The sequence below is a fragment of the Streptomyces sp. CAI-85 genome, assembly GCF_013363615.1.
Classification (GTDB): Bacteria; Actinomycetota; Actinomycetes; order Streptomycetales; family Streptomycetaceae; genus Streptomyces; species Streptomyces antibioticus_B.
Genome location: NZ_JAANNX010000054.1, coordinates 1 through 24835 on the forward strand (window position 1 = coordinate 1; position 24835 = coordinate 24835).

The 24835-nt window shown below is 71.7% G+C and carries 19 protein-coding genes, 1 other RNA gene and 1 pseudogene; 1 reads left to right on the forward strand and 20 read right to left on the reverse strand.

Going from position 1 to position 24835, the window contains the following annotated elements; translation table 11 throughout:
- From G6W55_RS39035 to ftsE, 16 genes and pseudogenes are all read right to left on the reverse strand, one after another.
- Positions 1 to 181: pseudogene (locus G6W55_RS39035) on the reverse strand (hypothetical protein); the annotation flags it as partial.
- Positions 182 to 373: 192 nt separating this feature from the next.
- Positions 374 to 1792 carry an NAD-dependent malic enzyme gene (locus G6W55_RS30845; protein ID WP_175524029.1) on the reverse strand — a complete coding sequence of 473 codons (1419 nt, stop codon included), beginning with the start codon at positions 1790 to 1792 and terminating at the stop codon, positions 374 to 376.
- A 351-nt stretch (positions 1793 to 2143) separates the two neighbouring features.
- Positions 2144 to 4486 (reverse strand): UvrD-helicase domain-containing protein, encoded by a 2343-nt coding sequence (locus tag G6W55_RS30850; RefSeq protein ID WP_175524030.1) that lies wholly within the window; start codon positions 4484 to 4486, stop codon positions 2144 to 2146.
- Positions 4487 to 4560: 74 nt separating this feature from the next.
- A complete protein-coding gene (locus G6W55_RS30855) occupies positions 4561 to 5346 on the reverse strand; it encodes a zf-HC2 domain-containing protein (RefSeq protein ID WP_030780383.1) in 786 nt (261 codons plus the stop codon).
- A 50-nt stretch (positions 5347 to 5396) separates the two neighbouring features.
- On the reverse strand, positions 5397 to 5918 hold the full coding sequence (locus G6W55_RS30860; RefSeq protein WP_010039908.1) for a sigma-70 family RNA polymerase sigma factor: 522 nt from the start codon (positions 5916 to 5918) through the stop codon (positions 5397 to 5399).
- 315 nt (positions 5919 to 6233) lie between these two features.
- On the reverse strand, positions 6234 to 6854 hold the full coding sequence (locus tag G6W55_RS30865) for an ABATE domain-containing protein (RefSeq protein WP_030780388.1): 621 nt from the start codon (positions 6852 to 6854) through the stop codon (positions 6234 to 6236).
- A 104-nt stretch (positions 6855 to 6958) separates the two neighbouring features.
- A complete protein-coding gene (locus G6W55_RS30870; protein WP_175524031.1) occupies positions 6959 to 8134 on the reverse strand; it encodes a uroporphyrinogen-III synthase in 1176 nt (391 codons plus the stop codon).
- Between the two features lie 106 nt (positions 8135 to 8240).
- A complete protein-coding gene (locus G6W55_RS30875) occupies positions 8241 to 9635 on the reverse strand; it encodes a NarK/NasA family nitrate transporter (protein WP_175524032.1) in 1395 nt (464 codons plus the stop codon).
- A gap of 194 nt (positions 9636 to 9829) precedes the next feature.
- The gene (locus G6W55_RS30880; protein WP_309243852.1) at positions 9830 to 11068 is read right to left on the reverse strand and encodes an acyltransferase family protein; all 1239 of its coding nucleotides are present in this window, start codon (positions 11066 to 11068) and stop codon (positions 9830 to 9832) included.
- Positions 11065 to 13386, reverse strand: coding sequence for a bifunctional polysaccharide deacetylase/glycosyltransferase family 2 protein (locus tag G6W55_RS30885; RefSeq protein WP_375372486.1), 2322 nt, complete (start codon positions 13384 to 13386; stop codon positions 11065 to 11067). The genes G6W55_RS30880 and G6W55_RS30885 overlap by 4 nt, the downstream gene beginning before the upstream one ends.
- Before the next feature lie 269 nt (positions 13387 to 13655).
- A complete protein-coding gene (locus tag G6W55_RS30890) occupies positions 13656 to 14453 on the reverse strand; it encodes a hypothetical protein (RefSeq protein ID WP_175524033.1) in 798 nt (265 codons plus the stop codon).
- A 518-nt stretch (positions 14454 to 14971) separates the two neighbouring features.
- Positions 14972 to 15361, reverse strand: a transfer-messenger RNA (tmRNA) gene (ssrA, locus tag G6W55_RS30895).
- Positions 15362 to 15470: 109 nt separating this feature from the next.
- The gene (gene smpB, locus G6W55_RS30900; protein WP_175524042.1) at positions 15471 to 16019 is read right to left on the reverse strand and encodes an SsrA-binding protein SmpB; all 549 of its coding nucleotides are present in this window, start codon (positions 16017 to 16019) and stop codon (positions 15471 to 15473) included.
- A gap of 85 nt (positions 16020 to 16104) precedes the next feature.
- On the reverse strand, positions 16105 to 17277 hold the full coding sequence (locus G6W55_RS30905) for a S41 family peptidase (RefSeq protein WP_175524034.1): 1173 nt from the start codon (positions 17275 to 17277) through the stop codon (positions 16105 to 16107).
- A gap of 67 nt (positions 17278 to 17344) precedes the next feature.
- On the reverse strand, positions 17345 to 18262 hold the full coding sequence (gene ftsX, locus G6W55_RS30910) for a permease-like cell division protein FtsX (protein ID WP_030780420.1): 918 nt from the start codon (positions 18260 to 18262) through the stop codon (positions 17345 to 17347).
- 36 nt (positions 18263 to 18298) lie between these two features.
- Positions 18299 to 18988: a cell division ATP-binding protein FtsE gene (gene ftsE / locus G6W55_RS30915; RefSeq protein ID WP_030780423.1), complete on the reverse strand. Its 690-nt coding sequence runs from the start codon at positions 18986 to 18988 to the stop codon at positions 18299 to 18301.
- 237 nt (positions 18989 to 19225) lie between these two features.
- Between ftsE and G6W55_RS30920 the strand changes: the two genes are divergently transcribed.
- On the forward strand, positions 19226 to 19417 hold the full coding sequence (locus G6W55_RS30920) for a hypothetical protein (RefSeq protein WP_085207630.1): 192 nt from the start codon (positions 19226 to 19228) through the stop codon (positions 19415 to 19417).
- Positions 19418 to 19512: 95 nt separating this feature from the next.
- Here G6W55_RS30920 and G6W55_RS30925 read toward each other — a convergent pair whose 3' ends face one another.
- The 4 genes from G6W55_RS30925 to G6W55_RS30940 form a co-directional block, all read right to left on the reverse strand.
- Positions 19513 to 20256 (reverse strand): hypothetical protein, encoded by a 744-nt coding sequence (locus G6W55_RS30925; RefSeq protein ID WP_175524035.1) that lies wholly within the window; start codon positions 20254 to 20256, stop codon positions 19513 to 19515.
- Between the two features lie 270 nt (positions 20257 to 20526).
- On the reverse strand, positions 20527 to 21633 hold the full coding sequence (gene prfB / locus G6W55_RS30930; RefSeq protein WP_030780430.1) for a peptide chain release factor 2: 1107 nt from the start codon (positions 21631 to 21633) through the stop codon (positions 20527 to 20529).
- 75 nt (positions 21634 to 21708) lie between these two features.
- Entirely contained in the window at positions 21709 to 22965 is a 1257-nt protein-coding gene (locus G6W55_RS30935) for a serine/threonine-protein kinase (RefSeq protein WP_078633657.1), read from the reverse strand.
- A 127-nt stretch (positions 22966 to 23092) separates the two neighbouring features.
- On the reverse strand, positions 23093 to 24808 hold the full coding sequence (locus G6W55_RS30940) for a serine/threonine-protein kinase (RefSeq protein ID WP_175524036.1): 1716 nt from the start codon (positions 24806 to 24808) through the stop codon (positions 23093 to 23095).
- Positions 24809 to 24835 lie beyond the last annotated feature (27 nt).

The window sequence follows — 24835 nt, forward strand, 5'->3', positions numbered from 1 at the left end:
ACGCGGCCAGCACGGCGTCGGCGTCCTTGCGGGTCACCTCGGCGCGGTCGGCCAGCGCGGCCACCAGCTCACTGCGGTTCATGTTGTTACTCCCGTGTTCTTCTTGCCGTTGCGGCGTGCCACGCGGCGGAGCCGCATGTTGGGCACAGCGAAGTCGTTGTGCTCGCGCCCAGGGACGCATCCTGCCCCTACCTGCGGCGGGAAAGCCAATCCGGCACCCGCAGGAGTCGTGAGAACACCCGTGGGGGTCACACGAAGCGCGGCTGAGGCTGGCCGTCACGATAGGGCGCGGCACTGACAGCGCGTCCGGCGACGCGCCGGTGCGGGGACCGTGGCGATCCTCACAGTCCCCGCCAGGGTACGGCCCCGGGGCTCAGGACGCCGAGCCGCCCGCGGCCCGGGCGGCCTCGCGCACCGCGCCCGCCACCGCGCCCGCGACCTTGTCGTTGAAGACGCTCGGGATGATGTAGTTCGCGTTCAGCTCGTCGTCGCTGACGACGTCCGCCAGCGCCTTGGCGGCCGCGAGCATCATCTCGGTGTTGACGGTCCGGGACTGCGCGTCCAGCAGGCCCCGGAAGACGCCGGGGAAGACCAGCACGTTGTTGATCTGGTTGGGGAAGTCGGAGCGCCCGGTGGCCACCACGGCGGCCGTCCGGCGGGCCACCGCCGGGTCGACCTCGGGGTCCGGGTTCGCGAGCGCGAACACGATCGCGTCCTCGGCCATGGCCGCCACGTCGTCGCCGTCGAGGACGTTCGGGGCGGAGACGCCGATGAAGACGTCGGCGCCGCGCACGGCCTGCTTGAGGGTGCCGGTGAGGCCCTCGTGGTTGGTGTTGTCGGCGATCCAGCGCAGCGGGGAGTCGGCCGGGGCGTCCACCAGGTCGGCGCGGCCGGCGTGCACCACGCCGTGGATGTCGGCGACGACGGCGCTCTTCACGCCGGCCGCCAGCAGCAGCTTGAGGATGGCGGTGCCGGCCGCGCCGGCGCCCGACATGACCACGCGGATGTTCTCGATCGCCTTGCCCGCCACGCGCAGCGCGTTGGTGAGGGCGGCGAGGACGACGATCGCGGTGCCGTGCTGGTCGTCGTGGAAGACGGGGATGTCGAGGGCCTCGCGCAGCCGGGCCTCGATCTCGAAGCAGCGCGGCGCGGAGATGTCCTCCAGGTTGATGCCGGCGAAGCCGGGGGCGATCGCCTTGACGATCTCGACGATCGCGTCGGTGTCCTGGGTGTCCAGGCAGAGCGGCCAGGCGTCGATGCCGGCGAACCGCTTGAAGAGGGCCGCCTTGCCCTCCATGACGGGCAGCGCGGCCTTGGGCCCGATGTTGCCGAGGCCCAGCACGGCGGAGCCGTCCGTCACGACCGCAACGGAGTTGCGCTTGATGGTGAGGCGGCGCGCGTCCTCGGGGTTCTCGGCGATCGCCATGCAGACCCGGGCCACACCGGGCGTGTAGACCATGGAGAGGTCGTCACGGTTGCGGATGGGGTGCTTGGACTGCATCTCGATCTTGCCGCCGAGGTGCATGAGGAACGTACGGTCGGAGACCTTGCCGAGGGTGACGCCCTCGATCTCGCGCAGTTGCTGGACGATCTCGTCGGCGTGGGCGGTCGAGGTGGCCGCGATGGTGACGTCGATCCGGAGCTTCTCGTGGCCGGAGGCGGTGACGTCGAGGCCGGTGACGGACCCGCCGTGGGACTCGACGGCCGTGGTGAGCTGCGAGACCGCGGTTCCGCTGGCGGGCACCTCCAGACGGACCGTCATCGAGTAGGAGACGCTGGGCGCCGTTGCCATGGCCGACTTCCTCTGCACTGCTGGTGGCGGGTTTGCCGTCAGATCGTCGCACCTACTGATGAGTACGTGGTAACCGCACCGAATTGCGATCGTTGTGTTCACATGAAAAGCGACCCGGGTCATGGAAGAGGCCCACGTCACGGGGACGTGGGCCTCTTCTCACGCTGGTGACACCGACCCGCCATGCTCGCCTCGCGGCAAGTGGTCGCTCGTAGCGACGAAGGTTGGGCCCGGGGGCTTGGATCGAGCCGGTGTCACACCCAATCTAACAAACGGATCCCCGAAGACCATTCCCGTCCGCGGAGTTCTCCGGAATCGATCCTCCGGATGCCCGGTGCCCCGGTCCCCGCCTCAGTCCCTGAGCAGGTCGGGGACCCCGTGCGCATCCGGTTCGTCCCGGTCGCCCGACACGATCGTGAGCTGCTGGGTGGCCCGGGTGAGGGCCACGTACAGCACCCGCAGCCCGGCCGGGGACTCGTCGGCGATCTCCGCCGGGGAGACGACGACCGTCGCGTCGTACTCCAGGCCCTTGGCCTCCAGGCTGCCCAGGGCCACCACCCGGTCGCCGAGTCCGGCGAGCCAGCGGCGGGCCTCCTCGCGGCGCTGCATCGCGACGACGACGCCGACCGTGCCGTCCACCTGCTCCAGCAGCCGGGCGGCCTCGGCCCGGACGGTGGCGGCGAGCGACTGCTCGACCGCCGTGAAGCGCGGGACGACGCCGGTGGAGCGGACCGCGGACGGCGACTCGGCGCCGGGCATGGCCAGGGCCAGCACCTTCGCGGCGAGTTCGGCGATCTCGGCCGGGTTGCGGTAGTTCACGGTGAGCCGGAAGCGGCGGCGCGGCCGGGAGCCGAGCGCCTCGTCGCGGGCCTCGGCGGCCTCGTCGGGGTCGGACCAGGAGGACTGGGCGGGGTCGCCGACGACGGTCCAGGTGGCGTGCCGGCCGCGGCGGCCGACCATGCGCCACTGCATCGGCGTGAGGTCCTGGGCCTCGTCGACGATGACGTGCGCGTACTCGACGCGCTCCTGGGCGAGCCGTTCGGCCCGCTCGCGCTGGGTCTCCTCGCGCACCGGCATCAGCTCCTCCAGGCCGGTGAGCTGGTCCAGCGGGTCGAGTTCGCGGCGTCTGCGGGGGCGGGCCGGGGTGCCGAGAACCGCCTGGAGCTCGTCGAGCAGGGCGATGTCGTGCACGGAGTGGCCGTCCCGCTTCAGGGACCGGGCGACTCTGCGGACCTCGCCGGGGTTGAGGATCCGGCGGGCCCAGCGGCCGAGCCGGCGCTCGTCGGCCATCGCGGCGAGGACGGCCCTCGGGGTCAGCTCGGGCCACCAGGCGTCGAGGAACGCGATGAAGGAGTCCTCGCCCGTGACGTCCTCGTCGAAGGAGGAGCGCAGTTCGGCGGCGAGTTCGGGGTCGGTGTGCCGGCCGGCCGCGCCGGAGCGCTCCCACAGGGCGTCCAGGAGCAGCTTGCGGGCGCGCGGGCGCAGCAGGTTGACGGGGGCGGTGCCGCCGAGGGCGCTCTGCCGGATCCGGTCGAGGTCGGCGGCCTCCAGTTCCAGACGGCGGCCGAAGGCGACCACCCGCAGCCGGGTGGGCGTCACCACGGTGTCGCCGGTGTCACCGAGGGCGAGCTGTCCGGTCCCGCCGCCGCTCTCCAGCGCCCCGCGGGCCGCCTTGCGCAGCACGCGCAGCATCCTGGACGACCCCTTGGCGCGGGCCACCGCCGGGGAGTCGTACAGGGTGGCCTCGGCACCGTCGACGAGGGAGCCGATGGCGCGGATGGCGACCTGGCCCTCCTCGCCGAGCGAGGGCAGCACCCCCTCGGTGTACGCGACCAGCAGCGGGGTCGGCGAGACGATCAGGATGCCGCCCGCGTACCGGCGCCGGTCCTGGTAGAGCAGATAGGCCGCGCGGTGCAGGGCGACGGCGGTCTTGCCGGTGCCGGGGCCGCCCTCGACATAGGTGACGGAGGCGGCGGGGGCGCGGATGACGAGGTCCTGCTCGGCCTGGATGGAGGCGACGATGTCCCGCATGGTGTGCGAGCGGGCCTGGCCGAGGGCGGCCATCAGGGCGCCGTCGCCGATGACGGGCAGTTCCTCGCCGGCCAGGAAGGCCCGCAGCTCGGGACGCATCAGGTCGTCCTCGACACCGAGGACCCGGCGGCCCTTGGAGCGGATCACCCGGCGCCGCACGACCCGGCCGGGGTCGACCGGCGTGGACCGGTAGAAGGGGGCCGCCGCCGGGGCCCGCCAGTCGATGACCAGCGGCGCGTAGTCGGAGTCGAGGACGCCGATCCGGCCGATGTGGAGGGTCTCGGCGATGTCGGCGGTGCCGTCCCCGCGCACCGCGCCCTCGGCGGGTTCGACGGCGGTGTAGGCGCCGTCGGGGCCCTTCTTGCCGTCCTTGCCGAGGAGCAGGTCGATCCGTCCGAAGAGGAAGTCCTCGAACTCGTTGTTGAGCCGGTTGAGGTGCACCCCCGCCCGGAACACCTGGGCGTCCCGTTCGGCGAGGGCGCCGGGCGTCCCGACCTGGCCACGCTTGGCCGCGTCGTTCATCAGGAACTCGGCCTCGTGGATCTTCTCCTCGAGCCGCCGGTACACCCGGTCGAGATGTTCCTGTTCGACGCTGATCTCGCGTTCCCGGACCGAGTCCGGTGCGGCGCCGACCGCGGTTTCCTGCTGAGCCTGAGCGGCCACCGGGCCCCCTTCTGACGTGCTGGGCAGCCGTCAACCGTACGCGAAGGGGACCCCATGAGGCTACGGACAGGCGGTCAGGCGTCGATCTCGACGAGCTTCTTGCCGCCGAAGGTCATGACCTCGAAGTGATCGATCTCATTGGCCTTGAAGGCCGCGCCGCCCATCACGTAGAGCGGGTTCTTGGCCTGTTCGGTGGTGGCGCCGGGGATTCCGTACCCCCACTCCGGGACCGACCAGGAGGAGACCGTCTCGCGCTTGCCGTCCTTGCCGACGGCGATCAGCGAGCACTTCTCCGGGCCCGTGACGTTCTTCAGTTCGACACCGACCTCGGTGCCCCAGCCCTTCTCCAGCATGGCGACGGTCGCCGAGACCTTGGTGGCGTCGTCGGTCGCCGTGACCTTGGTGGGCAGGGCGTCGAAGGCGGCCTTCGTGGTGACCGCGGCGGACTTGGTGGAGCCGGCCTGCACACCGGTGCTGCCGCCGTCGCCGCCGGACGCGGCCAGCACGGTCAGCGGACCGCCGACGATCAGCGCGGCCGCGGCCGCCACCAGGAAGAAGGAGCGGCGGCGCTTCTGGGCGCGGCGCTCGGACACCTCGTCGACGAGCTTGTCCACCAGCCGCGGGCTGGGCCGGGCGGAGAGGGACTCGCCGATCGCCGGGGTCCCGGTGCCCGGCAGGTCCGCGAGGGCCGCCAGCATCGGTTCCATCCCGGCCAGCTCGTCGAGCTGCTGGGCGCACCACTCGCAGCCGACCAGATGCGACTCGAAGGCGGTCGCCTCGGCGTCGTCGAGGATGCCGAGGGCGTAGGCGCCGACGGTCTCGTGCTCACTCGGGCTCGGAGATCCCACAGATCCCTGCATGGGTCCAGACATACCCGGGCCACCCGCTCCGAACCCCCCGTAAATGCTCATCACGCCGTCACCCCCCGCTCCTCCAGAGCCAGCTTCATCGACCGCAGGGCATAGAACACTCGAGAACGGACGGTGCCGCTGGGTATACCCAGCGTCTCCGCCGCCTCATTGACGGTACGCCCCTTGAAGTACGTCTCGACGAGCACCTCCCGGTGGGCGGGGGTCAGGTCGTCGAGTGCATCGGACAGCGTCATCAGCCACAGCGCCTTGTCGATCTCGTCCTCCGCGGGAATGACCTCCAGCGGCGACGGGTCGACCTCCTGCGGCCGGGCCTGCCGGCTGCGGTGGCCGTCGATGACGATGCGGCGAGCGACCGTCACCAGCCAGGGGCGTACCGAACCGGTCGCTCGATTGAGCTGGCCGGCGTTCTTCCAGGCTCGGATGAGTGTCTCCTGCACGACGTCCTCGGCACGCTGCCGGTCTCCGGCAACCAGGCGCAGGACATACGCAAGAAGGGGTCCGGCATGCTCCCGATACAGAGCACGCATCAGCTCCTCGTCAGGTTCCGAGGGCTGGGACATGCGATGTCGGGCCCTCGATCCACGTTCATTGGCCACGGCCGCATCCTTGCGCACGCCCACCTCCGGTGTCCGGGGGTTCCCCCAGTCAGTCGCTCGCTGACGGGTACGCACGCGGTGTGGAGAGCGTTCAAACCGAGCAGACAGTTTTCTTGGGGGTGTCATGACGAGGGGGACATGGCGGCACATTCCCACCGTCTTTCCTTTACATTTCCGCCACATGAGCGCGACGGCGCTCACTGCCCGGGCGGTGAGGCGAACAAACAGAATGTTGCCGAAATCACTTCACCTGTTTCCGGCGACACTTCTGGCGTCTCATCAGAGAAGACGCATTCCGGGCAGTTGAGCCCGCTCCCGCGCGACGCGCCGGCGGTGCCGGGCGACCCGCTCCCGGTTCCCGCAGACCTCGCTGGAGCACCAGCGCCTGCGCCGCCCCCGGGAGGTGTCGACGTACACGATCGGGCAGTTGTCGCCCGCGCACTCCCGCAGCCCCGCGCGGGCGGCGGGATCGGTGAGCAGTTCGACGGTGTCCCGGGCGACCGCGGCGAGCAGCGCCGCGCACTGCGGCGGACCGTCCAACTCGCGTACGAGGGTGCCGTCCTCGTCGCGTACGGCGCGCGGGACGGGCGGGGCCGGGCGGGCCGCCGCGTTGACCCGGGCGAGGGCGGCGTCGTACGGGCCGGGGTCGGTGCGGGCCAGCCAGTCGCGCACCAACCGGTCGATGTCGCCCCGCAGTTCACGGAAGGCGGCCGTCCAGCCGGGGTCGGCGTGGGTGAGCGGGGTGCCCGGCGGCACCAGTCCGGCGCCGGTGATCCAGGCGCGCAACGGGGCGATGCCGTCGAGGTGTTCGTAGGGATGGCGGGTCGCGAGGAGGTCGAGACAACTGCGCCCGGAGTCGAACCGCAGCTCGTAGGGGACCGTGACCGTGCCCAGTGCCATGCGCCACCGCCTAGGGGAGCTTCTTCCTCAGCGTGCCCGGGGAACCGTTCCTCTCACAGTGCCAGCGCGGGCCCGCCGCAGCCAGGGGGCCTGGGGAACACGCCTCAGACGTCGGCGTACTTGGCGTCGATCGCCGGGTCCAGCGCCAGCCGGTAGCCGCGCTTGACCACCGTCTGGATCAGCTTCGGCGCCCCCAGCGCCGTGCGCAGCCGGGCCATCGCGGTCTCCACCGCGTGCTCGTCGCGCCCCGCCCCCGGCAGCGCCCGCAGCAGTTCGGCCCGCGGCACCACCCAGCCGGGTCGCCGGGACAGGGCCCGCAGCAGCGACATCCCGGCCGGCGGCACCGGTTTGAGACAGCCGTCCACCAGCACCGCGTGCCCCCGGATCTCCACCCGGTGCCCGGCGACCGGCAACGCCCGTGCCCGGGACGGCAGTTCCTGGCACAGAAGCTGAACGAGCGGTCCCAGCCTGAAGCGTTCCGGCTGGACGGTGTCCAGACCGTGCGCCTGGAGCGGCAGCGCGGTGACCGGTCCGACGCAGGCCGGGACCACGTCGTGGTGGAGCGCGGTGAGCAGTTCGGGCAGCAGCCCGCGGTGCTCGGCCCGGGAGAACAGCGACACGGCGGCGGGCGCGCTGGTGAAGGTGATCGCGTCCAGACCGCGCGAGACGGCCGCGTCGATCAGCCGGTCCAGCGGTGCCACGTCCTCGGGCGGCATCCACCGGTACACCGGGACCCCCACCACCTCGGCGCCGCCGGCCCGCAGCGACTCCACGAACCCGGGCAGCGGCTCCCCGTGGAGCTGCACGGCGATCCGGCGCCCGTCCACGCCCTCCTCCAGAAGGCGGTCGAGGACCTCGGCCATCGACTCGGACGACGGCGACCAGTCCTCGGTCAGCCCCGCGGCCCGGATCGCGCCCTTCACCTTGGGCCCGCGGGCCAGCAGTTCGATCGAGCCGAGCCGGGCGAGCAGGTCCTCGCCGAGGCCCCAGCCGTCGGCGGCCTCGATCCAGCCCCGGAAGCCGATCGCGGTCGTGGCCACGACGACGTCCGGCGCCTGGTCGATGAGGTTCTTGGTCGCGGCGAGCAGCTCGCCGTCGTCGGCCAGCGGCACGATCCGCAGGGCGGGCGCGTGCAGCACCGCCGCCCCGCGCCGCTGGAGCAGCGCCCCCAGTTCCTCGGCGCGGCGCGCGGCGGTCACGCCCACGGTGAACCCGGCCAGGGGCCCGTGGTCGACGGCGGCCCGCGGCCCGGCGTCCGTTCGCTGCTGTTCGTCGTACATAACTCTCGTCTCGCACTCGAGTCGTGTTGCATAGCACCTACATGCCGAGCGAGCCTGTCAACGGCTCGTGACAGGCTCGGTTCGGCTTGATGTCACCGGTGTTACGTCACACCTCGGCGTAGCTGAGCTGCGGCTTCGTCTCGGAGGCCGAGCCGGTGGCGGTGACCCGCCCGGCCGGGCGGCGAAGGTATACGGCCCAGGTGACCGCGAAGCACAGACCGTAGAAGGCGAGGAAGGCGACGAACGCGCCCGTGCCGGAGCCGTAGGAGAGGAAGGACTGACGGAACGCCAGGTTGATGCCGACGCCGCCGAGCGCGCCGACCGCGCCGATCAGTCCCATGGAGGCACCGGAGAGCCGGCGCCCGTAGGCGGCCGCCTCCTCGCCGCGCAGCCCCCGCGCGAGGGCCTTCGCCTGGAAGATGCCCGGGATCATCTTGTACGTCGAGCCGTTGCCGAGGCCGCTGAGCACGAACAGCACGACGAAGACGGCGACGAACAGGCCCAGCGACTTCTGCATGCTGGCGAAGACCAGGACGCCGGTGGCGGCGGCCATGCCGACGTAGTTGTAGAGGGTGATGCGGGCGCCGCCGTACCGGTCGGCGAGCCAGCCGCCCACCGGGCGGATCAGCGAGCCGAGGAGCGGGCCGATGAAGGTGAGGTACGCGGCCTGGAGGGGCGTGCGGCCGAACTGGACCTGGAGCACCTGCCCGAAGGCGAAGGCGTAGCCGATGAACGAGCCGAACGTCCCGACGTAGAGGAAGGACATGATCCAGGTGTGGGCGTCCCGCGCGGCGTCCTTGGCGGCCCCGGTGTCGTTCTTCACCGAGGCGAGGTTGTCCATGTAGAGCGCGGCGAGGACGGCGGCGAGCACGATCAGCGGGATGTAGATCCCGAGCAGCACGCGCGGGCCGCCGCTGGCGCCGATGACGGCGAGCGCGATGAGCTGGATGACCGGCACGCCGATGTTGCCGCCGCCCGCGTTGAGCCCGAGCGCCCAGCCTTTCTTGCGCAGCGGGAAGAACGCGTTGATGTTGGTCATGGAGGAGGCGAAATTGCCGCCGCCGATCCCGGCGATCAGACCGACCAGCAGGAAGGTCTGGAAGGAGGTCCCCGGCTTCATCACCGCGAACGCGGCGACGGTCGGGACGAGCAGCAGACCGGCCGAGACGATCGTCCAGTTCCGGCCGCCGAAGACCGCGACGGCGAAGGTGTACGGCACCCGTACGACCGCGCCGACCAGCGTCACCATCGACGTCAGCAGGAACTTGTCGGCCGGGGTCAGGCCGTACTCCGGGCCCATGAAGAGCACCAGCACGGACCACATGGTCCAGATCGAGAAGCCGATGTGCTCGGAGAGGACGGAGAAGAGGAGGTTGCGGCGGGCGACCTTCTCCCCCGTGGCGTTCCAGAACGCCTCGTCCTCGGGGTCCCACTCCTCGATCCACCGACCCGCCCGGTTCTTCGCGGGCGGGGGTGCGGGGGCTGTACCAGTGGCTGTCATGACGCCTCCACGTGCTCCGGGGCTCGGTCGTCCGCGGGGATGAGCGGTGATGAGTCCCGAAGGTAGGGAGAGCGCGTTTCCGTGCTGTGGCTGTGGGTGACCGCGAGGGAACGTTGCTCTCACCTCGGACGGAGGCGGGGTGAGAGGTGCCGGGCGGGCGCCGGGCGGGAGCGGTCCCGCCCGGCGGGCGCGTGTCACGCGCGGTGAGTGGCCTTGGCGGTGCTCGGGCGGCCGTCGGGCCACAGGCGGGGGCGGCGCCGGGCCGCCAGGTCCTCCACCCAGCCGAAGGCCACCACGCACAGGGCCGTGAGGAGCCAGACGAACGGCAGTTGGGGCCAGGGGCTCGCCAGCAGCCCGGGGGCGCTCTCCGCCAGCACGTCGATGCCCCACAGCCGGTCCCAGAGGGCCTCGGTCACGCTGATGCAGACGTTGTGCCAGAGATAGATCGTCACCGCCCGGGAGTTGAGCAGGGTGATCAGCCGGTCCCAGCGGCGCAGCCGGGGCGGCCACTGCGACCAGGACGGGCTGATGTGCAACAGGAACAGCACCACCGCGAACGACCACAGCGACTGGGCGAACGGCATGTCGTCGAGGTCGTGGCCCTCGTGGAGATCGTGCGTGAGGGCCCACCAGAGGCCGATCCCGGCCACCACGGGCGCCGTCGACGGCACCACGTACCGGGGCAGCCGGCGCAGCACCCCCTGCTGGTGCGCCATGCCGAGCAGCCAGCACGCGCCGAACGCGCCGAGGTCGCTGAGACCGGCCTCCACCCGCCAGCCCGGCAGGTCGAGCACGCCGGACTCCAGCGCGGCGGACAGCGCGATCGGCGCGAGCACGGTCGGCCAGGGCGCGGCCCGCAGGGCGCGCAGCAACAGCGGCGAGAGCAGGACGAACCACAGATAGGCGCGCAGGTACCACAGGGGTACGCCCATGGCGGCGGCCCAGTCGGAGGTGATCAGCCCGTGCACCCCGGGCAGTCCCTCACCGTACGGCGGGTCGCTGACCGGCAGGATCCAGAAGGTGAGGTGGATCCACCACCAGCCGGGCTCGCCGTCGTCGCCGGGGCCCCAGCCGCCCAGCAGCATGCCGCTCACGCCGACCGCGCCGAGCAGCCACAGCGGGGGCAGCAGCCGGCGCAGCCGGCCCCGGACGACCTCCACGGCGCCGCGCCGGTCGAGGGAGCGGGCCATGAGGTTGCCGGCCAGGGCGAACATCACGCCCATGGAGGGGAAGACGATGGGCAGCCAGGCCCAGCCCATCAGGTGGTAGAGGACGACCCGGAAGAGGGCGAGGGCCCGCAGCAGGTCGAAGTAGCGGTCCCGGCCGCCCTTGCGGGCGGGCGGGGCCGGGACGGCGTCCGGTGCCCCGGCGTCGTCCGGCGCTCCGGCGGGGGCCCCGATCTGCGGGAGGGACCGCGTCTCGCTGTCCGTCACGGCGCACCCCCGTCCACACCGGCGGTCGCCCGGCCCGGCTCGGCGGGCACGGACTCGCCGGGCGGCGCCGCCACCTGGCCCATCCGGCGCAGCTTCTGCCAGCGCAGCCGGCCGCCGGTGAGGGCGGTGATCCAGGACTGGAGCAGCACGATGTACATCAACTGCCGGTAGAGGAGCTGCTGGAGCGGCAGGGAGATCAGCGGGGTGAGGCGTTCGCGGTCGAGGACGAAGGCGTACGCCGCGCAGCCCGCCTGCACCGCGAGGACACCGAACCAGGCGGCGATGGTCTTGCCCGTGGGCCCGAACAGCAGCCCGTAGATCAGGAACAGGTCGATGAGCGGGGCGAGCAGCGGGGCGACGACCATGAAGAGGGAGACCAGCGGCAGCCCGACCCGGCCGAAGCGTCCCGACGGGCCCCGCTCGACCAGCGCCCGGCGGTGCTTCCAGATCGCCTGCATGGTGCCGTAGCACCAGCGGTAGCGCTGGGACCAGAGCTGCTGCACCGACTCGGGCGCCTCGGTCCAGGCGCGTGCCTTCTCGGCGTAGACGACCTTCCAGCCGTCGCGGTGGATGGCCATGGTGATGTCGGTGTCCTCGGCGAGCGTGTCGTCGCTCATGCCGCCGACCCGGTTCAGCGCGGTGCGCCGGAACGCTCCGACGGCGCCGGGGATGGTGGGCATGCAGCGCAGCACGTCGTACATCCGGCGGTCGAGGTTGAAGCCCATCACGTACTCGATGTGCTGCCAGGCGCCGATGAGGGTGTTCTTGTTGCCGACCTTGGCGTTGCCGGCGACCGCGCCGACCTGCGGATCGGCGAAGGGCTGGACGAGTTCGCCGACCGTGGACGGCTCGAAGACGGTGTCGCCGTCCATCATCACGATGATGTCGTGCCGGGCGTTGGCGATACCCCGGTTGAGGGCGGCCGGTTTGCCCGCGTTGAGCTGGCGGACGACCCGTACGCCGGGCAGGGCGAGGTCCTCGACGATCCGGGCGGTGCCGTCGCTGGAGCCGTCGTCGATCACGAGGATCTCGATCGGATGCTCGCTGCTCATCAGCGAACGCACCGTGTTCTCGATGCACTTGGCCTCGTTGTACGCCGGGACCAGCACCGACACCGGTTCGGTGACGGGCGCGTCGGGTCCCCAGACGAAGCCGCGCTTCCGGGTGCGCCGGGTGTGCATCGCGGACAGCAGCAGCATCAGCCCGAAGCGGGCGAAGACGAGGAAGCCGATGGCGGCGAGACCGACGACGAGGACGGCGGTGATGTCGTCCGACGCGGCGACCAGGAACACCCACGCCTTGCCCTTCCACAGCTCGGCACCGGTGACCTCGGTGTGCGCGCTCGGGGCCTTCAGGGCGCCGGTGAGGTTCTCGAACCGGTAACCCTGCTCCTTGAGTTGGGGCAGATACGTGTCGAGGGCCTCGACGGTCTGGCTGCGGTCGCCGCCGGAGTCGTGCATGAGGACGATCGCGCCCTTGCCCTTCTCCGGGGTGGCGTTGCGGATGATCTCCGCGACGCCCGGGCGGCGCCAGTCCTCACTGTCGGCGGTGGTGAAGACGGTGAGGTAGCCGCGGGTGCCGACGTACTGGGTGACCGGCCAGGACGCGTTGTCGAGGGCGTCGGCGCTGGAGGAGTACGGCGGGCGGAACAGCGACGTCCGGATGCCGGCGGCACCGGCCAGGGCGAGCTGGTTCTGGGTCAGCTCCCAGTCGATGCGCTTCTTCGACTGGAGGGAGAGATCGGGGTGGTTGAAGGTGTGCAGCCCGATCTCGTGGCCCTCGTCCACCATCCGCCGGACCAGGTCCGGGTAGCGGGAGGCCATGGTGCCGGTGATGAAGAAGACGGCGTGCGCGCGGTGCTTCTTCAGCACGTCGAGGACCTCGGGAGTCCACTTGGGGTCGGGGCCGTCGTCGAAGGTGAGCACGATCCGGTGGTCCGGCACGTCCAGGCTGGTGGGCGTGGCCCCCCGGGTGTCGACGACCGGGCCGCCGTCGAGGATCTTCTGCGGCACGGTGTCGGCGGCGGCCTCGGAGCGGATGCGGTAGTCGGCGAGGATCTCGCTGTGCACATAGCCGCGCAGCATCAGCATCGCCATCATCGCGGCCAGGACGACCAGCGGCAGCAGATGCCGCAGCCGCAGCGGGATCAGCCGCCGGCCCCGGGCCTGCCGGGACGCGGACCGCCGCCCGGAACGCCGTCGCCGGCTCCCGCCCGGCTCACCCCCCTGCGCGGAGGAGCGGGGCGGCGACGAGGACGCGTGCGCGGGTTGCCCGACGGCGGCCCGCCGGGCCGAGCGTCGACTGGAACGAGGTGCCATCGGTGGACGTACTCCGGGGACGAGGATCAGGAGCCGGACGAACCGGCACGAGAACCGGACGGTGAGAAACCCGAACGACGGGACCGGTCGGGACCGGTCACGAGGACGGGCGGCGGCGCGGGCCGGGGACGGAGCCCCTGCCACGCGGGCGGCGGATGCCGGGTGCCGGACGGACAACGGGCGTCGGGCGCGACCGGCACGCGGTGCGGTGGATCGCCGGATGCGGCGGGTCGGCGGGCCGGGCGGTTACGGGCCGGCCGGGCAGTGCGTCAGGTCGTCGGCGCGGACGTTTCCCGGCCGGTCGAGGCGACCGGGACCGGGGACGCCGGGCCCGCGGCCACCGTGTCGCCGGCGCCTCCGGCCGGGGACGGTGAAGAGTCGGAGGGCGGGTCGTCGGGCGGCGGAGTGGACACCGGTGGAGTCGGGGACGGTTCTCCACCACCCCCGACCGGGTTGTTCGGGCCCGGGTCCGCGGAGGCGGAGGCACCGGGCGCCGCGCTGGGCCGGGTCGTACCGCTGGAGCTGGGCCGTACGGCCGCCGCTCCGGAGGGCGCCGCGCTTCCGGTCGCGGCGCCGGAGGCGGAGGTCGCCCCGGGCTTGGCCGACGCGGTGCCGGAGGCGGCGGGGGTGACCCCCGGGGTGCCGGCAGCCGTACCGCCGGGCTGTCCGGCCGCCGGGGTCGCGGCGGCGCTGGGACCCCGGGTGGGGTCGACCTCGCTGGCCGGCTTCTCGTCGCCGCCCGCTCCCGGCACGGGCACCGGCAGCCAGGGCACGGCGGCGCTGCCCGAGAGCAGGGTGACGACGATGACGACGGCGTACGCGGCGCAGGCGATGCCCACGGAGATGCCGATACGGCGGAAGGTCCGGCTGCGACGGCCGGACTCGTCGACGAAGACGGGAACGTCGGAGGCGTCCTGCCCGGCGGCCGCCGGACTCAGGGCGTCGATCTGGATCGTCACCTCGTCCGGGTCGTGGTCGCGGGTGACGGCGCCACCGCCGGCCGGCTCCCCCCAGGGATCGGCCAGCCCCGCGGACAGGGACCCATTCGAACGTTCGTTTCCAGACACTCTGTTCGAAGTGAGATCCCGGGTCGGCGGAGCCGGCTCCGGCCACTCCGGTTGGGCGTCTTCTCGCCATTTCTCCACGTGCGCACTTCCCCCCAAGGAACTGTTGCGGGTGCGCGTACGACCATGAGCGCACGTCGACGGAACCGGGCCCCCACCCAGTTCTCGCGCCCCATTTACCCCACTGCGCTCAGGCCGACGAATCTAGCGCAGGCATGGGCCCTGTGTTCGCGATGCGTGATTTGTTCGCCCACGTCATGTTCATGCCTATGGCCGAAAATCGACCCTCTCTGGCTCGCGAGCATCACTCTCCCGAACCGTCGAAGCGCATCGAGTAACGGAGGGACCAGCCTCTTTCACCGCGGCGCGGCCACCGGGGGCACGGGGACCGGAGCGACGAGCCGCCGCCATACCCCTCCAGGCATGGCCGGAAACATCACGCCCCGGAACGCCGTCGCGGCACGGAAAACGCAGCAACCCCCGCCGCTCGGGAGCGACGGGGGTTGCTGTTCACATGGGATGAGTGGAGATGGCGGGAATCGAACCCGCGTCCAACGGTGCAGAATCAGGGCTTCTCCGTGTGCAGTTCGCTGCGATTTTCTCGGCCCCGGTGATCACGCGAACAAGTCGCCGACGGGCCCAGTCACTGTTTGTTTTCCCATCGGACCCCGTGACCGGGCTCGATGGTTTAGTCCCCTAGATTATGCCAGGATCCGGGTCGGGAACACTCCCGGGCTGACACCCATTAAGGGTCCTACACTCACTACCTAATTAGGCAGCGAGGGCGTAGGACTGGGAATCGCTCTTGGTGTTGGCGATTATTTTTTGCGACATATGGTTTACGAGATCATTGCCGCTTCCTCGACACGCTTCCCCTGCTTCGACAGCCGCTGTCGAAACCGATCATCCCCATGTTGATTTTTCAATGCGCCCACCGGTCTCCCGGTGTTGAAGCCATCGTACGTGACCAACGCACCCGCATGCCAGCGTATTCCCGGCGGTCCGGGCCTGGGGCGGAGCCTAGGCGTGCCGCTGGCGCCGCTTGGCCGCCGCGATCGCCCGGTCCGTCTCCCGGCGGTCCTGCTTCTCCCGCAGGGTCTGCCGCTTGTCGTACTCCTTCTTGCCGCGCGCGAGCGCGATCTCGGCCTTGGCCCGGCCGTCCTTGAAGTACAGGGCGAGGGGCACGATCGTGTGACCGGTCTCCTCGGACTTCACGGACAGCTTGTCGATCTCCTCGCGGTGCAGCAGCAGCTTGCGCTTGCGGCGCGCGGAGTGGTTGGTCCAGCTTCCCTGGCTGTACTCGGGGATGTGGGCGTTGTAGAGCCACGCCTCGCCCCCGTCGATCTGGACGAACCCGTCGGCCAGCGAGGTCCGGCCCTGCCGCAGCGACTTCACCTCGGTGCCGGTGAGCACCAGACCGGCCTCGTAGGTGTCGATGATCGCGTAGTCGTGCCGGGCCTTCTTGTTCTGCGCGACGATCCTGCGCTTGCCGCCCTTTTCGCCGTCCTTGGCCGTGGACTTGGCGCCCGCCCCGCCCTGCTTGGGCTGGGACTCCTTCGGTACGTACATTCCCTTGCTCATAGTGCGGCCATTTTCGCACCTGGAGGGGGCCCGGGGGAAAGCCGATTACGAGGGTTTCCGTCCGCCCGGTGGCTCAGGGCGCGTCGCCGAGGCCGCCGAGCACGGTCTCGGCCCGCTCCAGCACCCCGTCGGAGACCTCCAGGTCGGGGGTGATGCCCCGGCCGTCGACGGTCCGGCCCAGCGGGGTGCGGTAGTGGCCGACGGTCAGCTCGGCGACCGAGCCGTCGGGCAGCCGGCTCGGCATCTGCACCGAGCCCTTGCCGAAGGTGCGGGCGCCCACGACGACGGCGCGGCCGCGGTCCTGGAGGGCGCCGGTGAGCAGCTCGGCCGCGCTCATGGTGCCGCCGTCGACGAGGGCGACCAGGGGCCGGGTGGTGTCGCCGCCGGACTCGGCGTGCAGGGCGCGCTGGGCGCCGTCGACGTCGTAGGTGGCGACGAGGCCGCCGTCCAGGAAGGCGGAGGCGGTGGCGGTGGCCTCGGTGACCAGACCGCCGGAGTTGCCGCGCAGGTCCAGGACGATCCCGGTGTCGGCGGGGGTCTCGCGGACGGCGCTGCGGACGGTGGCGCCGACGCCCTTGGTGAACGCGGCGATCTTGATGACGGTGGCCCGCCCGTCGAGCCGCCGGACGGTGACGGAGTCGGTGGAGAGCCTGGCCCGGCGCAGGGTCTGGCTCCACGCGCGCGTGCCGCGCTCCAGGCCGAGGGTGACGGTCGTACCGACGGGCTCGTCGGTGGCGTCACCGCGCAGTAAGGAGACGACCTCGGTGACCGGGGTGCCGTCCACCCGGTGGCCGTCGACGCTGCGCAGCCGGTCGCCGGCGCGGATCCCGGCGGCGGCCGCGGGCGATCCGGAGCGCACCCCGGTGATCTCGATCAGACCGCCCGCCTCGCGCGCGGCCACCAGGCCGACGCCGGTGTAGCGGCCGTCCAGGGACGCCTCGAACTCCTCGAACTCGCCCTCGGAGTAGACGGCCGCCCAGCGGTCCCCGCTGCGGCTGACGGCGCGTTCGGCGGCCTCCAGGGGCGACTTGCCGTCGGCGGCGGCCTCCGCGGCGGCCCGGGTGACGGCCTCGGCGTGTCCGGCGGGCGCGGTCGCGTCCTGCCGTTCGGCGGAGCCGGCCTGCCGCAGACCGCAGGGCAGCGTGCCGGTGGCGGCACCGGCGACCAGCACGCTCGCGAACACCAAGGTCAGGGCGGCCCCGCGGCCGAGACGGCGGGGCTGACAGAACGGTTCACGGCCTGACATGGCGGTGAGTCTAGGCGAACACCCAGAGCCGTACGGTCGCTTGACCGTACGACTCTCGGGGCATGCGTCACACCTTCAGGTACTTGCGCAGCGCGAAGAACGCGGCAAGCGCGGGCATCAGCAGACTGGTCGCGAGGATCAGCGGAAGCTTCGTCAGAACGGCGTCCCAGCCGATGAAGTTGATCAGATTCAGCTTCTCGGACAGGGCCAGACCGTGGTCGATGATGAAGTACCGGGCGATCACCAGGAATCCGCAGGCGACCGTGCCCCCGATGAGTCCGGCGACGGCGGCCTCGGCGATGAACGGCGCCTGGATGTAGAAGCCGGAGGCGCCGACCAGCCGCATGATGCCGGTCTCACGCCGCCGGCTGAACGCCGAGACGCGCACGGTGTTGACGATCAGCATCAGCGCGACCACCAGCATCAGCGCCATCACCGCCCGCGCGGCCCAGTTCATGCCGTTGAGCAGCCCGAAGAGGTTGTCGAGGATGCCCTTCTGGTCCTGCACCGACTGCACGCCGTCCCGGCCGTCGAAGGCGGTCGCGATGACCTGGTACTTCTCCGGGTCCTTCAGCTTGATCCGGTACGACTCCTGCATCTGGTCCGGCGTGAGGGAGGCGGCCAGCGGGGAGTCGCCGAACTGCTCCTTGTAGTGCTTGTACGCCTGGTCCTGCGACTCGTACGTCACCGAGTCGACCACCGACATCTTGCCGAGGTCGGACTTGATCTGCTTCTTCTGGTCCTCGGTGACCGCGCCCTTGGCGCAGTTGGGGTCCGACTCGGCGTCGCTCTTGTTGCAGAGGAACACCGAGACGTTGACCTTGTCGTACCAGTAGCCCTTCATGGTGTTGACCTGGTCGCTCATCAGCAGCGAGCCGCCGAAGAGCGCCAGGGACAGGGCGACGGAGACGATGACGGCGAAGGTCATCGTCAGGTTGCGACGGAGACCGACACCGATCTCGGAGAGTACGAACTGGGCACGCATGGCGTGTTCTTGATGCCTTTCCGGGGACGGTCGCGGTCAGTGCTGGTAGCCGTAGACGCCGCGTGCCTGGTCGCGGACGAGACGGCCCTGCTCCAGCTCGATGACGCGCTTGCGCATCTGGTCCACGATGTTCTGGTCGTGCGTGGCCATCAGGACGGTGGTGCCCGTCCGGTTGATCCGGTCGAGCAGCTTCATGATGCCGACCGAGGTCTGCGGGTCGAGGTTGCCGGTGGGCTCGTCGGCGATGAGCAGCTTGGGCCGGTTCACGAAGGCACGCGCGATGGCCACCCGCTGCTGCTCACCACCGGACAGCTCGCCGGGCATCCGGTCCTCCTTGCCGCCGAGCCCGACGAGGTCGAGCACCTGCGGCACGGACTTGCGGATCTCGCCGCGCGACTTGCCGATGACCTCCTGCGCGAAGGCGACGTTCTCCGCCACCGTCTTGTTCGGCAGGAGCCGGAAGTCCTGGAACACCGTCCCGAGCTGGCGGCGCATCTGCGGCACCTTCCAGTTGGACAGGCGCGCGAGATCCTTGCCCAGGACGTGCACCTGGCCGTGGCTGGTCCGCTCCTCTCGGAGCACCAGCCGCAGGAAGGTGGACTTTCCGGAACCGGAGGATCCCACGAGGAACACGAACTCGCCCTTCTCCACTTCCAGGGAGACATCCCTGAGTGCGGGGCGGGTCTGCTTGGGGTAGACCTTGGAGACGTTGTCGAATCGGATCACGGGTGCACCACGGGTCGCCGGGGGTAGATGAGCGTGACCATACGCGAACCGGGTCTCCCGGCGCAGTCGCCGGGAGAGGTTGCGGGAGGGTTGTGCGTTTTTGTACGGGACTTTGTCCGCTCCGGGCTCTCCGGCGGGCCGCGCGCCCCGCGCGGGAACCTGGCACAGTGGGAGGGGAACGTTCGCGTTCCCGCAGGCGTTGTGTCGTTGTGGAACCGGTGCAAGGAGGGCGAGCGCATGACGTACGACCGGCTGGTGTGCGCTAACTGCGCGGCGCCCGTGAACGAGGGGCGGTGCCCCGTGTGCCGTGCCAACCGCCAGCGGCTCCAGCAGGAGAACTTCCTGGCGGGCATGAACCCCATGGCGCTGATCGCGCTGCTGGCCGTCCTGGTGGCCGCGGTGGCCCTGCTGGCCCACCAGACCGTGTAGCACGCCCCGCCCGAGGGCCTACGACGCCGAAGGGGCCCGGAGCTTCACAGCTCCGGGCCCCTTCGTGTGCACACGGCGTGTGCGCGCGGCTACCGTCAGGCGGCCGACGCGCCGCGGCCCTCGGCCAGACGCGGCAGGACGCGGAAGGCGACACCGCCCGCGATCATCGTGGCGGCGCCGATGATCAGGAAGGTGGTCTGGCCGGCACCGGTCTCGGCCAGCTCGCCGCCGCCCTGGGCGGTGGTGTTCGAGGAGTCCGAGGTGTCGGTGAGGGCGGAGGTGCCCTCCTCCTGCGTGGAGGTGCCGTCGGTGTCGGGCCCGCCACCACCGGTCACGGAACCGCCACCGGTGACGGAGCCGCCGCCGTTGGTGGTGGAGGAACCGCCGTTGCTGCTCGAACCGCCGTTGTTCCCGGAGCCGCCGTTGTTGCCGGAGCCGCCCGTGGTGGGCGAACCGCCGGTGGTCGGGTCGGTGGGCGTGCCGCCCGTGGTGGGGTCGGTGGGCGTACCGCCCGTGGTCGGGTCGGTCGGCGTACCACCCGTCGTCGGGTCGGTCGGCGTACCGCCGGTGGTCGGGTCGGTGGGCGTACCACCCGTGGTCGGGTCGGTCGGCGTACCGCCGGTGGTCGGGTCCTCGCACTCCGGAGTCGTGACGATGTCGCAGGGGTCCGGGTCGTCGCCGTCCTGCGTGGTGACCTCGTCGTCCCCGGTCGTGACCAGGTTGCTCAGGCCGTCGCCGGGGTCGGCCGAAGCCACGCCCGCGACCGTCAGCGAGGCGCCCGCGGCGATGATCGCGCCCGCGGCGATGCGCGCGACCCGGACGCGCGTCTTCTTGGTCATATGTCTGCTACCCCCAGTAGCTGATCCGTCGATGCGGCAGCGCTCGGGGTGGTGATCGACGGGGCGATCGAACTTCCTTCCGGATCCCCCCGGTTCACATGCGCCCCGAAAATGCGCACGCCTTACCGCACCCTCCCGATTTTCCAGGGGCACGTCAAGCTCGTTGCGTACGCAATGTCCAAGTCGGGGGACTTTGCCCGCCGTTGAAGACGTGAATGTTACGCAAAAGGCAACCGCCCCTGCTCCAGGGGCGGTTGCCTTGTCGACAAATTACTTCTCCTGCTGCTTGCGCCAGCGAATCCCGGCCTCCAGGAAGCCGTCCAGCTCGCCGTTGAACACGGCCTCGGGGTTGCCGACCTCGAACTCGGTGCGCAGGTCCTTCACCATCTGGTACGGGTGCAGGACGTACGAACGCATCTGGTTGCCCCAGGAGTTGCCGCCGTCGCCCTTGAGGGCGTCCATCTTGGCCTGCTCCTCCTGGCGGCGGCGCTCGAGGAGCTTGGCCTGGAGGACGTTCATCGCGGTGGCCTTGTTCTGGATCTGCGACCGCTCGTTCTGGCAGGAGACGACGATGCCGGTGGGCAGGTGGGTCAGGCGCACCGCGGAGTCCGTGGTGTTCACGCCCTGGCCGCCGGGACCGGACGAGCGGTACACGTCCACCCGCAGCTCGGACTCGTCGATCTCGATGTGGTCGGTCTGCTCGACCACGGGGAGGATCTCGACGCCCGCGAAGGACGTCTGGCGGCGCCCCTGGTTGTCGAAGGGCGAGATGCGCACCAGCCGGTGCGTGCCCTGCTCGACCGAGAGCGTGCCGTAGGCGTAGGGCACCTGGACGGCGAAGGTGGTCGACTTGATGCCGGCCTCCTCGGCGTACGACGTCTCGTAGACCTCGGTCTTGTAGCCGTGCTGCTCGGCCCAGCGCAGGTACATCCGCTGGAGCTTCTCGGCAAAGTCGGCGGCGTCGACGCCACCGGCCTCGGCGCGGATGTTGACCAGCGCCTCGCGGGAGTCGTACTCCCCGCTGAGCAGGGTGCGGACCTCCATCTCGTCCAGCGCCTTCTTGACGGCCGCCAGCTCGGACTCGGCCTCGGCACGGGTGTCCGGGTCGTCCTCCTCCTCGGCCATCTCGAACAGCACGGCGAGATCGTCGATCCGGCCGCGCAGCGCCTCCGCCTTCCTGACCTCCGCCTGGAGGTGGGAGAGCTTGCTGGTGATCTTCTGCGCCTCGTCCGGGTTGTCCCAGAGGGACGGCGCGGCCGCCTGCTCCTCGAGCACGGCGATGTCTGCCCTCAGCTTGTCGAGGTCCAGAACGGCCTCGATCGACTCCATGGTCGAGGAGAGGGACTTGAGCTCTTCGGATACATCGACGACTGCCACACCACCAGCGTAACGGCTCCGTCCGCCGACCAGCGCCGACGGTGGAAGGTCCCGCCCGGCCCCCTGCTCAGGGCGTCAGGGGGCCGCCGGTGCCGAGTTCCCGGTGCCGTCGGTGTCCTTGGCCCCCGCGTCGTCCCCGGAGGTCGCGGCCCAGGCCCCGATGCCGACCGCGGCGGCCAGGGCCACCGCGGCCGCCCCGAGGGTGACGCGCCGGCGCCGGGTGGCCGTGCGGTTGCGGGCGGAGCCGGGGCGGGGCGCCCCCGCGGCCCGGGGGACGCGTGCGGTGCCGTGGGCGCCGCCGGCCAGTTCGTCGGCCGCCGGGACCCTCATCGAGGTGTGCGTGTCGCGGTTGGAGTCGGGCCGGGCGCCGGGGACCAGGGGCACGGACCCGCGGCGCTCGCGTCCGCCGCCGGAGACGGGTGCCGTGCGGTCCGCTCCCGGCTCGCCGCCGCCGTCGGCCTCGGACTCCGCCTCGGTGTCCGGCTCGTCCACGTCCAGCGGGGGCATGCCGGCCAGCGACGGCAACTGCTCGCGCAGCCGGGACGCCAGTTCGGAGGCGCGCAGCCGGGACGCGGGGCCCTTGGCCAGGCACTGCACGATGAGCTGCCACAGCTCGTCGGGGATGCCGGGCAGCGGGGCGACCGACTCCGTGACGTGCCGGCGCAGCACCGCGCCCGGGTGCCCGCCGCCGAAGGGCGTGAAGCCGGCCAGCAGCTCGTACAGGACGGTCGCCAGCGCGTAGATGTCCACCGAGGCGCGCGGCGGCAGGCCCTCCACGATCTCGGGGGCCAGATAGTCCGGCGTGCCGATGATCTTCGTGGCACGGGTGCGCTTGGGGGTGTCGATGAGCTTCGCGACCCCGAAGTCCGTCAGCAGGGCGCGGTGCGAGCCGCCGGGGCCCAGCGGGCCCTGCATGTCCAGCAGGACGTTCTCCGGCTTGACGTCCCGGTGGACGACACCGGCCGCGTGCGCGGCGGCCAGGCCCTCCGCGACGTCCGCGACGATCGCCACCGCGGCCTCCGGCGCGAGCCGTCGGTCGCGGTCCAGCCGGGTGCGCAGATCGGTGCCCCGGACGAGGTCCATGACCAGCGCCAGGTCGTTGCCGTCGACGACGAGGTCCCGTACGGAGACCACGTTGGGATGCTCCAGGCCGAGGAGGGCGGTGCGCTCCTGCACGAAGCGGCCCACCAGCTCCTCGTCGGAGGCGAGGTCCTCGCGCAGCAGCTTGACGGCGACGGGTCCGTCCGGCCCCTCGCCGAGCCACACCGTGCCGGCGCTGCCCCGGCCCAGGATCTGGTGGGCGGTGTACCGGCTGCCGATCTTCCGTGCCAAGGCTGCTCCTACCGACGCGTGTTGCCGACAAAAGTACGCGTCCGGTGAGGCGACCTTCACCACGGGGACGGAAATCACCCGTCGGATGTCGACAAGTGCACAAACTCGCGGCCGGCTCCGGCCCGGCTCAGTTCCCGGTGCCGGTGCCCGCCCCGTCCGTGGCCTGGCCGAGGTCGCCGATCCAGTCGCCGGCCTGCTTGAACCAGTGCCCGAGCTGGTCCCACCAGCCGCGGCCGGTGCCGATCCAGCCCTGGAGCGGGCTGAACTCCCAGATCATCCAGCCCGCGACGAACAGGATGACGATCGTGAAGAGGCAGCCCTTCAGGCAGCCGAGCCCGGGGATCTTCATCGGGTTGGCACTGCGCTGCCTCGGCTCGCGCGGCTGGCGCGGCTCCGGGGCGGGCCGCTGCTGCGGCTGGCGGCGCGGCTGCTGCTGGGGCGGCGGTGCCTGCTGCGGCTGGGGCGTGGCGTACCGGCCCTGCTGTCCGTAGCCCTGCGGGGGCTGCGGGGCGTACCCCTGCTGGGGCTGCTGCTGCGGGTAGCCGTAGCCCTGCTGCGGCCGGGGCTGCGGGCGCTGCGGCGGCTGCTGCTGCGGCCGGGCGACCTGGCGCTGGGGGCGGCGGCGCAGCGGGTCCTCGCCGGGGTCGAGGTACTGCTGGACCTGTGTCTGCTCGTTGCGGTCGCGGGCGGCCCGGAGCTGGGTCTGCCAGGGGTGCGGCTGCTCGGGCGGGGTGCCGCCCTGCTGTCCCGGCTGGTGCGGCGGCACCGGCGGAAGGACGGCGGTGGCGTCGGCGGCGCCCGCCGGGGCCCCGGTGTGGGGCAGGACGGCGGTGGGGTCGGCGGCGCCGGCCGGTCCGCCGGTGTGCGGCAGGACGCTGGTCGCGGCGTTGGGGTCGTAGGAGCCCGCGGGGGCGCCCGGCACCGGCGCGGGGGCCGGGTCGGGGGCGAGCAGATGGGCCACGCCGTCGGCGGCGGCGATCTGCGTGGAGTTCGCGTGCACCCCGATGCCCTCGGCGACGACCCGCAGGGCGCGCCCGAGGTTCTGGGCGCTGGGCCGTTCGTCGGGGTTCTTGCGCAGGCAGCGCTCGATGACCGTCCACAGCGGGTCGGGGACGGTGGAGGGGCGGCGCGGTTCGGCGCTGAGGTGCTGGTGCAGCACTTCGAGGGCGGAGCCTCCGCCGAACGGGGGACGTCCGGTGACCAGCTCGTACAGCATGATGCCGGCGCCGTAGACGTCGACGGCGGAGGTCTGCGGGCGGCCCTCGGCGGACTCCGGGGCGACGTACGCGGGCGTGCCGACGAACTCGCTGGTGCGGGTGAGGCCCGGGGAGTCGGCCAGCCGGGCGATGCCGAAGTCGGTGAGCATCGGGTGCATCTGCCCGCCGTTCTGCATCAGCAGGACGTTGGCCGGCTTGAGGTCGCGGTGCACCACGCCGTCGGTGTGGCTGGCGGCGAGCGCGTCGGCGACCTGCGCGGTGAGCAGGGAGGCGGCGACGGGCGTCAGCGGGCCGTTCTCGCGCAGATAGCGGTGCAGGTCGGGGCCGTCGATGAGGTCCATGACCAGGGCCAGCAGATCGCCCTCGACGACCAGGTCGCGGACCCGGACGATGTTCGGATGGGTCAGGCGCAGCAGCACCGAGCGCTCCCGCAGGAAGCGCATCACGATGTCGGGGTCGCTCGCCAGCTCCTCCTTGAGGACCTTGATGGCGACGGTCTCTCCGGGCTGGCCGGGCACGGCCGCCTCGGCGCCCGCGGTCTCGCGCTGGCGGGCTCGCCAGACGGTGCCCGTGGCGCCGCGTCCGAGCGGCTCCTCGAGCAGGTACTTGCTGCCGACTGGCCGCACGTCACGCGCTCCCTGCTGCTTGCTTGC

Coding starts and splice junctions, on each gene's coding strand:
- G6W55_RS30845 (WP_175524029.1), bottom strand. CDS start 1,792: ATGGCAACGGCGCCCAGCGTCTCCTACTCGATGACGGTCCGTCTGGAG.
- G6W55_RS30855 (WP_030780383.1), bottom strand. CDS start 5,346: ATGCAGGGATCTGTGGGATCTCCGAGCCCGAGTGAGCACGAGACCGTC.
- G6W55_RS30860 (WP_010039908.1), bottom strand. CDS start 5,918: ATGTCCCAGCCCTCGGAACCTGACGAGGAGCTGATGCGTGCTCTGTAT.
- G6W55_RS30865 (WP_030780388.1), bottom strand. CDS start 6,854: ATGGCACTGGGCACGGTCACGGTCCCCTACGAGCTGCGGTTCGACTCC.
- G6W55_RS30870 (WP_175524031.1), bottom strand. CDS start 8,134: ATGTACGACGAACAGCAGCGAACGGACGCCGGGCCGCGGGCCGCCGTC.
- G6W55_RS30875 (WP_175524032.1), bottom strand. CDS start 9,635: ATGACAGCCACTGGTACAGCCCCCGCACCCCCGCCCGCGAAGAACCGG.
- G6W55_RS30885 (WP_375372486.1), bottom strand. CDS start 13,386: ATGGCACCTCGTTCCAGTCGACGCTCGGCCCGGCGGGCCGCCGTCGGG.
- smpB (WP_175524042.1), bottom strand. CDS start 16,019: ATGTACGTACCGAAGGAGTCCCAGCCCAAGCAGGGCGGGGCGGGCGCC.
- G6W55_RS30905 (WP_175524034.1), bottom strand. CDS start 17,277: ATGTCAGGCCGTGAACCGTTCTGTCAGCCCCGCCGTCTCGGCCGCGGG.
- ftsX (WP_030780420.1), bottom strand. CDS start 18,262: ATGCGTGCCCAGTTCGTACTCTCCGAGATCGGTGTCGGTCTCCGTCGC.
- G6W55_RS30920 (WP_085207630.1), top strand. CDS start 19,226: ATGACGTACGACCGGCTGGTGTGCGCTAACTGCGCGGCGCCCGTGAAC.
- G6W55_RS30925 (WP_175524035.1), bottom strand. CDS start 20,256: ATGACCAAGAAGACGCGCGTCCGGGTCGCGCGCATCGCCGCGGGCGCG.